We start from the raw sequence: 1,282 nt of genomic DNA, 5'->3' as shown, positions 1-1,282 counted from the left end.
TTGCTGATAAAGATCCAAAAAATTTAACCTTGCTATATGCTTTGTCTATGATTGGCGGTGTTATTGCCAGTCGTAGCGGTGCAGTGATTTTGCCAAAAATTAGCGAAAAAACTATTTTGCCTATCATTTTTTCTCTACAAGGATTGGTCATTCTTGCATTTTATTTTTTTGCTGATTTAGCATTGATGGTTTTGGTTCTAAGTTTTTTATTAGGATATCTGGGTTCATTATTATGGACAATTTTTTTATCAGTATTGCCAAATTATTTTGCTAATAATTTGCCTCTTGCCAATAAAATAGTACAGACCATTAAAAACGCTGGATTTATTTTTGCTCCAAGTTTAACGGGATTTGCATTTGGTATGGTTGGTAAAAACTTGGTGTTCATTTTATCAGTAATTAGTTTTTCTTGTTTTTTCTTGTTATTGTTGAATAGCAAGAACTCTCAAAGCCAACAACACGCAGATGAGTTATTGGACAATGATGCTGTCGTTTCTTATTGGCGGTTTATTAAAACCCCTACCATGAAAAGGGTTTTGGTATTTTTTACAATCACCATCGCTTTGACTTCTGCACTAAACATCATCATGATCCCTTATATCAATAATCAGTTGGCTCTTAGTCCATTTATTTATGGAACAACTTTGTCCATGATGAGTCTTGGATTGTTGATGAGCCCAATCTTATTTAGTGATTTTTTAAAAAATAGGTCAAGTATCTGGTGCTTATTTGGCGGCTGGATTAATGGGCATTGGCATGATGGGATTTGGCTTGGTAAGTATGTTGGCTAATCATTCAATGATTTTTATGTTATTTTTGTCTGGATTATTCGTTGGTGTGGGGAATGGGGTGCAAAATACATTGATGAGTGAGTTTATGCTTGATTTTTGTGGAAAGCATGCCAAGCAGTTAATGCCTCACTATGTGTTATCACTACAATGCTGTGTGTTGTTTGGATTTGGCATCACTTTTATTATTCAATCAGAGTGGATTGTTATCAGTCTATTTTTGTTTGGTTTTGTTGTAATACTTTGTGGTGTGTTGGGCGCTTGGATGAATCATGGTGTTGATCAAGGTAAGTGGAGAATGTGAAGATTTGTGGTTCATGGGAAAAAGAAGTGTGCTGTAGTTTTTAAGAGTTCATCAACTCATGCCAAGTCTTATTGATGGCTGTATGATTTTCATTGAATCATGCGGTTATTTTTTATTATAATAAGTTTGAATGATGACAAGGGCGGATGAGTTGTCATCATAAGACAGTGAGGAATCTTTATGAGTAAAC

The 1,282-nt window shown here is 34.6% G+C and carries 2 protein-coding genes; both read left to right on the top strand.

The genetic code is table 11. The features are described 5' to 3' along the window. A partial coding sequence (locus M2R47_RS09335) for an MFS transporter (protein WP_249102517.1) occupies positions 1 to 791 on the top strand: 791 nt, incomplete at its 5' end. Positions 792 to 807: 16 nt separating this feature from the next. Then, on the top strand, positions 808 to 1,092 hold the full coding sequence (locus tag M2R47_RS09330; protein WP_249102515.1) for a hypothetical protein: 285 nt from the start codon (positions 808 to 810) through the stop codon (positions 1,090 to 1,092). Positions 1,093 to 1,282 lie beyond the last annotated feature (190 nt).

Origin of the sequence: Moraxella oculi (assembly GCF_023336735.1) — a bacterium.
In the GTDB taxonomy this organism is placed as follows: Bacteria; Pseudomonadota; Gammaproteobacteria; order Pseudomonadales; family Moraxellaceae; genus Moraxella; species Moraxella oculi.
The sequence above is the reverse complement of the archived record's forward strand: the minus strand, read 5'-3'. Positions and strand labels throughout refer to the sequence as shown.

What these genes read in the sequence shown, in the direction of transcription:
- M2R47_RS09330 (WP_249102515.1), top strand. Translation starts at nt 808, where the DNA reads ATGTTATTTTTGTCTGGATTATTCGTTGGTGTGGGGAATGGGGTGCAA.